General features: G+C 47.2%; 9 protein-coding genes. All 9 read left to right on the top strand.

Annotated elements, in window-relative coordinates:
* On the top strand, window positions 1–612 hold a 612-nt coding region (locus tag MO867_RS19570; RefSeq protein WP_252472241.1), incomplete at its 5' end, for an ASCH domain-containing protein.
* A complete protein-coding gene (locus tag MO867_RS19565; RefSeq protein ID WP_252472240.1) occupies window positions 609–1,196 on the top strand; it encodes a hypothetical protein in 588 nt (195 codons plus the stop codon). The genes MO867_RS19570 and MO867_RS19565, both read left to right, overlap by 4 nt.
* Complete coding sequence (locus MO867_RS19560) at window positions 1,196–1,921, top strand: phage antirepressor KilAC domain-containing protein (RefSeq protein WP_252472239.1); 726 nt, start codon at window positions 1,196–1,198, stop codon at window positions 1,919–1,921. Before MO867_RS19565 ends, MO867_RS19560 begins: the two co-directional genes overlap by 1 nt.
* Window positions 1,922–1,969: 48 nt before the next feature.
* Entirely contained in the window at window positions 1,970–2,188 is a 219-nt protein-coding gene (locus MO867_RS19555; RefSeq protein ID WP_252472238.1) for a hypothetical protein, read from the top strand.
* Window positions 2,185–3,285, top strand: coding sequence for a site-specific integrase (locus tag MO867_RS19550; RefSeq protein WP_252472237.1), 1,101 nt, complete (start codon window positions 2,185–2,187; stop codon window positions 3,283–3,285). Before MO867_RS19555 ends, MO867_RS19550 begins: the two co-directional genes overlap by 4 nt.
* A 768-nt stretch (window positions 3,286–4,053) precedes the next feature.
* Window positions 4,054–4,329, top strand: a complete 276-nt coding sequence (locus MO867_RS19545; RefSeq protein ID WP_252472235.1) for a hypothetical protein — start codon at window positions 4,054–4,056, stop codon at window positions 4,327–4,329.
* Window positions 4,329–4,871, top strand: a complete 543-nt coding sequence (locus MO867_RS19540; protein WP_252472233.1) for a hypothetical protein — start codon at window positions 4,329–4,331, stop codon at window positions 4,869–4,871. The genes MO867_RS19545 and MO867_RS19540 overlap by 1 nt, the downstream gene beginning before the upstream one ends.
* 166 nt (window positions 4,872–5,037) lie before the next feature.
* Entirely contained in the window at window positions 5,038–5,922 is an 885-nt protein-coding gene (locus tag MO867_RS19535; RefSeq protein WP_252472231.1) for an AraC family transcriptional regulator, read from the top strand.
* Between the two features lie 289 nt (window positions 5,923–6,211).
* A complete protein-coding gene (locus tag MO867_RS19530; RefSeq protein ID WP_252472229.1) occupies window positions 6,212–7,369 on the top strand; it encodes a patatin-like phospholipase family protein in 1,158 nt (385 codons plus the stop codon).
* Window positions 7,370–8,032 lie beyond the last annotated feature (663 nt).

Genomic DNA, 8,032 nt, shown 5'->3' with positions numbered 1-8,032 from the left:
GATGGCCGTAAAACCCAGATGCGCAGGCCAATAAAACCGCAGCCATTTAATGGCGCAAGCGATGAGGAGGCTATCAAACAAATTGGTGGTTTACCTGCGGGCCGCTCTTTATATCAAGAGATAAACAGTGCCTGGCAAAGCAGATTTATCGACATCAATTGCCCTTTGGGTGAGCCGGGTGACCTCCTATGGGTGCGTGAAACACATCACCTAAGCCATCAAAATAAAGTCACTTATAGAGCGGACTATTCCAGCAACCCTTTTAGTGAAGATGAGTGCGGGGAAGACTGCTCAATGGTTGGTGAGAAGTGGAGGCCATCAATCCACATGCCCCGCTGGGCTAGCCGCATCACCTTAGAAATAACAAACGTTCGCGTTGAGCGTATTCAGGATATCAACGGTGATGATGCTAATGCTGAAGGGATTCAATCTTGGATAGACAGCTTTAAATCGCGGCCAACGTATCACCAGAATAGCAATTTAGGTGGTTATCCAGTTACCGCATTTAGCCGGATGTGGAAATCCATTTATGGAGCGGAAGGCTGGGACCAAAACCCCTGGGTATGGGCTATTGAGTTTCGCAGAGTAGAACAGGCAAAGGTAGCGGCATGAGAGTCCAGACCGGGATAGTCGCAGGTGAGCGAGCCGCAAAATCTAACAGTGAAGAATCGGGGTTGACAATGGATGACAGCTGGTGCCATGCTTCCCGTGCTCCTGCAAAATCAGGGGCCGGGATTGAGACCCCGAATCTACAAGGCGCCGGGAAGACGCCTCTAGTTGTATGCGTCTTTTTTTGTGCGCAAAATATCCCTTTTATGGTGGGGTATTCGGGGGGCACTTGTGCCCGCCGTTTCCTTGTAGCGGTAGTCTCAACCCGTCTACCCCGCCACCCAATCGAGATTGAGACCTCTTTGGTGGCGGTCATGCCACAATACAAGGAGGCTCCAATGTCACACCACGCCCAAGTTACGCCTATCAGTCAGGCTGACAATCTCGTCACTCGCTCACTAGATATCGCAGGCATTAGCCTCGAATCGCTAAACAAGCTGCGCACCCTATTCCAAAGCATTAGCCAAATATCCGAAAACAACACCACCGCCCGCGAACTAGCAGTCATCGGCGCCCACCTTGCCGATGAATGGGCAAACCTTATCGATTGTGAACGTGAAGACCTTGAACACATGGAGAGCAACTAATGACCAATATCATTCCGTTTGACTTTCACCGAAACCTAGTGCGAGTTGTGGAGCGCGATAGCGAGACTTGGTTTGTGGCCAAGGATGTAGCTGAGGTATTGGGTTACAAGAATCCGCATAAGGCTATTCGAGAGCACTGCAAAGGGGTGAACGAAATGGTCACCCCCACCCCAGGAGGCCAACAGACAGTCAAAGTCATTCCGGAGCGAGACATCTACCGCCTGATTATGCGCTCCAAGCTCCCTGAAGCGCAGGCATTCGAGGAATGGGTTGTAGATCATGTATTGCCAAGTATTCGCAAAACCGGAAGTTACCAGTTCAAGCCCGAAGACTTGAGCCGTATGGATATCCTCAAGATGGCCATGGATTCTGAGCAGGAACGAATGCGACTAGAGGGTAAGGTGGCAGAGTTAACGCCAAAGGTGGAGGCGTATGACCGGCTCGCCACTAGTGACGGCTCCATGTGTATCACCAATGCTGCCAAAGACCTACAAGTACGCCCGAAGGACCTTTTCTCCTGGCTTCAAGCCAATCGGTGGATATATCGGCGCACTGGGGGCAGCTGGATAGCCTACCAGGACCGTATTCAGTCCGGCTGTTTGGAGCACAAGGTCACCACGGTAGAGCGTACTGACGGTAGTGAGAAGGTGGTGGAGCAAGTGCGCGTGACCACTAAAGGGCTAACCAAGCTGGCTGCTGCCTTTGATGTGGCCGAGGCAGGCTAAAGGGTATTCGGCGCGGCTTCGGTCGCGCCTTAGCTTACAGGAAAGTATATGAGCGGGCTATTGCAAGAGGAAGAGCTGAAGTCGTGGCTGAACTGCGAACGCCGCGGAGACTTAATACGCGCCCTTCGGAGAGCACGAATTCCCTATGCTATAGGTGTGGGCGGCTGCATCGTTACCTCACAGGGGGCAATCGATGGGGCACTTCTGCAATCAAGCGTAGCACTAAGTGCTGAAAACGATTGGGATGACGTGAGGGTTGGAGGGTGACGCGAGGTCGCAAAAGAACCGGGGAATTTGGCTGGCTCCCCCCATATTGCTCGGTAAAGCGCGACAATATCGTCTATCGCAAATACGAGCACGGGAAGTGGTTCCCCCCAATAACCGTATGCACTGTTGAGGAAGCGCGCAGGTCTAGAACGTTTTTTCACGAGCGATTTGCGGCAATTTTAGACAACCCTATCGTGTATACCTTGTCATGGCTGCTGGAGCAATATCATAAAAGCCCTCAATTCTACGAGCTGGCATTAAGTACGCGAAAAGCATACGAGAATTACCTTAAGACTATCTGCAACTTCCCACTCAGCAATGGCCGCACAATGGGGGAGTTCCCGCTAGATAAGATGAATCAGCGACACATCCGGGGTTACCTAGATAGTTATCCCGGAAAGGTCGCTTCCAATAGACACATCCAGTATTTGAGTGCCGCTTTCAATTGGGCGCGACAGCGTCTCTCTCCAGTTAAATCAAACCCCTGTGAGGGCGTCACAAAAAATAAGGAAAATGCTAGGGACCGGTATATCCAGGACTGGGAGTATGCGGTCGTCTACAGGGCTGCAGAGTCAATGCGCAACCCCATCTATGCCCCCGCCATGGAATTATCCTATCTCTGCCGCGCACGTCGCGGAGAAGTCTTTGCCTATACAGAGTTGGACATACGCCGTCGCGGGCTATTCCTAAAGCGCGGCAAAGGCTCAAAGAACGAGTTAACAGCGCTGAGCGAGCGCCTTCAGTCCGCAATCGCGGCCTGCCGACGAGTATATCCAGATGCTCCAGACCGGGGACTACTTCTCCATAAGAGGGATGGTACAGCCTACGCTAAAAACGCACTGGATAGCGCCTGGCAGAGGGTTATGAAGCGAGCCATGACTGATGGCTGTACCCTCCCCTCTGACCTAGCTGAAGAAGCAAGAGAGGATGGCGCCGTAGAGGATGGGGATAGGTTTTTCCTTTCTGAGCCATTCACATTTCACGACATAAAGGCTAAGGGTATCACCGATCACAAGAACAATGAGGGTGGGCATCGCAGCAAGAAAATGGAGGCGGTGTACAACCGAAAGGCAAGGCTCGTACCGGCGACGAGATAGTGTATATATATACAATTTGAGTGGTGCAAATTCACTGTAAACCCTAGTGAAAATGCGGCCTGTAGAGCACCCATTGGTGCAAATAAATTTTGTATCTTATTGATTTACATAGAAAAGTTGCAAGCCTACGAACCAGGCGGTCGGAGGTTCGAATCCTCCCGAGCGCGCCACTTTCAAGGGGTTTACGTTATTTGACGTAAGCCCCTTTTTTATTGCCTGAGGCAGGGAAATCCCGCTCCGCTCCAGCTCATCCAATAGGCTGCCCCTCACTCCTTTCGCAGTGCTGGTACGGCAACTTTTCTATTGATCTGACAGCGAAATGGGCCAGCTCGCCCCCACCTGTATACCGGCACTAATAGATGGCCCGGGCCCCTCGCTGGCTCGCGCAGCGTACAATCTGCAGGAATACGGTAGCGGTAAACCCGATGCCTACTCTCAGCAACCTGCTTGTCCGATCTCCTCGGGGACCCCCGACTCAATCGACAGCGAACTTTTCATCGAACCCTATACACCAAAATTGAGCAACGAAGTTCCGACTTCCGTTAAATCACTACTTTGCGAGGGAAGTTTCTGCCATTGCTGCTCAGCCCAGGCAGCAGGGCCTGCCATACGGCGAAGGACCAAAGCACCCGGAGAATTTCTGATTCCTGTCCAGCAAACGATACATAAGTACCAAAAAAGGATTGAACAAAGACAGACCAAGTTGAATCAAAAGTCTCAATAGTTAAAAATGGGTATGTATCCGTCAAATCAGAAGTAAGGGACTACATGACTGATATCCTCAAAGATATACTTCAATTTGTGCAGGACGTAGGGTTAAAAAACGGTCTGTTTGTCATATTTTTCATCTTTGCGCATTATCTGCTCTTTTGGATGTACAGTGGGCGCCTGAAAGACCGGCAAGTTGAAATTGATCGGTTAGCGGCAGATAATAAAGAATATAGAGACAGGTTCTTAAAGCTGATGGATAATGCCTTCTCTTATTCTCCGCCTACCAGAAAAGCGGCGTCAAAAAAGCCAGTTAATGAAAAGGAGTTTGAGTAGTGCTTTACATATTGTTAGCGATTGCACTTTTCTTTATTGCCCTCCATATATATCGGCTCTTAGAGGTGAAGAAGCATGACCAACACATATTTGAGTTCTGCCAACTTCGGAGAGACACCCTCAGTTATCTCTCCAACTCCTATGAAGGCTTATCAAGAACGGACTATATCGCCCTCAGAAAGATCAACGATGCCCTCAGTACCATCATTGCTGGATATAAAGAGCATAGAACCGTGGTATTCAACTTCAGACTATTTTCAGAGTACGTCAATGAACTGAAAGCCTTTGAAAAGAAAGCAGAGAAGATTTCTACCAACAACAAAGAAATACAGGAACTCCTCAACAGGATTCACTACTCCATTTTCAAAGCCTTTCTAGCGTTCACGCCCTACTTGAAATCTGAACTCGCATTCACTGTGTTAATGAAGCTGATCTCTATCGGAGCTAACTCTGGGGCAAACTCCCTTAAAGGCTACTTGCTGAGCCTCAAGGAGGCAAAATCCATGATTAACACCTTTAAGAGGTCTTCCACTCCCTGCTAAATCCCCAACAGCATAGGCCAATGGGCGGCATGCCTCCATTCATTAGCTGCCGCCCTAGCCAAGAGCTCCCCACCCGCACTCAGCCCCCTCAAATACAGCAATTTTGATCAAGATCATCCCGTCTCCTCGATATACTATCAATATTAGTTTAGAGAGGTGATGTTGAATGGCAAAATACGATAATCAATTTACCCTGGTACTAGAATATATCGAAGCCAATCTGGATTCAGACATTGATATAGATAAGCTCTGCCAGATTTCGAACTTATCCAAATATCATTTCCATCGCCAGTGCTCATTATTCTTCGGCATGCCAATTATGGCCTTTACACGACTACTGAGACTTAAACGGTCGGCATATCAACTTGCCTATCGGCACGATTTAAAGGTTTTGGAGGTCGCCCTCGCCACAGGCTACGAAAGCCATGAAGCATTCTCAAGAGCTTTTAAAAAAGCGCTTGGCTACAGTCCTTCAGAATTCAGAAAAACCCCAAGCTGGGAACATTGGCAGGCTAAATACCAGCCAATTATGGAGCTTAGGAACAACGAAATGCTACGCCAGAGTCGCTTTGATGTAAATATAATTGAATTCCCCGAAACAACCATTGCCACCTTGGAACATCGTGCAGCCCCAGGCCTTTTAAGCGCCAGCCTCAAGAACTTTATTACCTGGCGAAAGAAAAATAAATTATCCCCAAAAGTAAGCAGAACCTTTAATTTAATTTACAATGATCCAAGCCAGGTCCCATCCAACCAATACAGAATAGACCTTTGCTGCAGCGTTGACGCATCGGTAAAGCTTCCGGATGGAGATTTACTCAAGAAGACCATAGCTGCTGGCGAATGCGCATCAATAAGGCACATTGGCTCAGATGACTCTATCGGCAATGCCATAAACCATCTATACCAAGATTGGTTGGCAGAATCCGCTTTTAATCTAAGAGACTTTCCACTTTTTCTTGAGAGAGTAAAATTTTTTCCCGATACTTCTGAAAATGAAGCAATTACTGACATCTACCTGCCGATAGAGCAACCCCTCCCACTAGAATGAGCTTCCAACAGGCTTCTGAAACTATTTTTTTGTAGCCTGTTATCTTGAACTGGGATATATGAGCCACAATCTAGGCATGTATTCCTTTGAATTATCCTGGACGTCTTGCGAATTCACACTGCAAACTGCAGCTAAAAGAGCCTTTTAAAAACCCATTCGAAACCCCTTCAGCAGGAAAATATTTTTCCTCCATCACCCCAAGAAGAAAAAAAAACTATTGCACTATATTATTCATCAATATATAAAAAATACTGTCTAAACGGTATGTTTCTTAAATTCAGGCAGTGAGATGAAGTTAAGGTATATCATTGTTATATGCATACTGTGTGCTCTAACTGCCACTACCTACGTCTATCTGTACAACTCCCACCTTACAGAAAGCGTCACTTTCAATCATGTGTCAGTTAGCGAGTCAGAAATTGTCAAGAAGGACAACCTGAGCCAAAAAGATACTATCAATATTCTCGTAATTGATGGCGGCGGAATTCGGGGCCTTATTCCACTTTATGTGCTTCAGCACATTGAACAGGAGGTTGGCCAGCCCATCAATGAACTTTTTGATGTTTTTAGCGGTGTCTCTACCGGAGCAGTGATCGCCAGCGGGCTGAATATACCGTCGGACCAACTTGCCAACCAATACAGTGACTATGATTCAAAAGTAGACCTACTCATAGATCTTTATAAATCTCAAAGTGATTATTTATTTTCTTCGCCTTGGCATCACAAAATATTATCGGCCTCAGGATTTTTTTCACCAAAATTTCTTGGTGAACGCCTCCATAAAGTCCTGGGAAAGCACTACACCGAGGAACTTAAATTCACCGATTTGGATAATTATGTCATCATCCCTTCTCTCGACATCCATACCGGTCAAGTACACCTGTTCAAAAATCGCGGAAAGGAAGTCACCGAACTTCCTACCAATAGTCTTTATCAGCTGGTCACTGCAGCTGTAAGTGCAGAGACCTTATTTCCGCCAGTAGATTTTATGAGCTCCAATAAAGACATACGCCATCGTTATTTTGCCGATGCGGGCATCTCAGCCAACAACCCCGCCAGTCTCGCGCTATTAGATATTATCAAGAAATTTCCCAATAAAAAATACTATGTCCTGATTCTTGGAGCGGGAACCTCACCTTTAACCAGCACCGAAACCAGTTATGGCAAACTAAAGAATTGGGGTAGCATTCAGTGGATACCGGACGTAATTACCAATGTCCAACGCTCAATGGACCAACAACAAATATACACAATGGAAATTGCCAAGTTGTTATCCGCCAGCGGTACGGTCGAATACAATTACCTGAATATTGAAATCAGTGATCCTTCTGTAGGGCCGTTTGAATACAATAATATCGACTCTCTTGAGATTCACTCAGATAGACTGATCAAAGAAAACCGTGATGCCGTACAGCAGGTCATTCAGCATCTGAAACAAGAGTGCTGACAGATAAAACCAGGGGCCAAGGCACCAAAAGATTGTCAATTCGACACGGAGCACCTTTAGCGAGCCCACAACCAGGATAGGAAAAAGGTAAGCTCCCTGTTTCAGTCACACGGGGCCACAGAATAATCCCCATGCTAGCAAGCTGTAGCGGCGCGCGATAAATCGCGCCGACTGATGCATTAAATGGTTTCTTAAATTTGTTGCACTCTATGCAACTGCTTTGCAACTACGATTTGATTTTGTAAGGGTACATCATTCTGCCGCAGCTGCTTCTATCACAGATACATCCTGTATTCCCTTCCTTGAAGTTTTTCTGTAATCCTTTGAGGGTTTCTTCTTTTGATATTTCTTCAGAGGTCGTCAGCGGATACTCGCGAGTATTTCCGCATCGACAAATCCACACAGCTTTACTCATATATATTCCTATTCAAATTTAAGTCGCATCCTAAGTATGGGCTCCGCAAACTACTTTCTTCAGATAGGTTGATATTGCTGCCAATTTGCATGAGCAAAATCTTATTGCACGGTTAATGTGTGGCTATAAACCTCGCGGCTTGTGAGTTCTTCTCGGCTGGATTCCAGTTCTATGCGTAGCACTGTTGGTGGGGTGGTGGTGTATGGGGAGTCTGGTGGGGTGAAGTCGTCGGGGAAGCGGCCTATGCC

Origin of the sequence: Microbulbifer okhotskensis, from assembly GCF_023895975.1 — a bacterium.
Taxonomy (GTDB): Bacteria; Pseudomonadota; Gammaproteobacteria; order Pseudomonadales; family Cellvibrionaceae; genus Microbulbifer; species Microbulbifer okhotskensis.
This window is presented reverse-complemented; position numbering and strand designations above follow the sequence as displayed.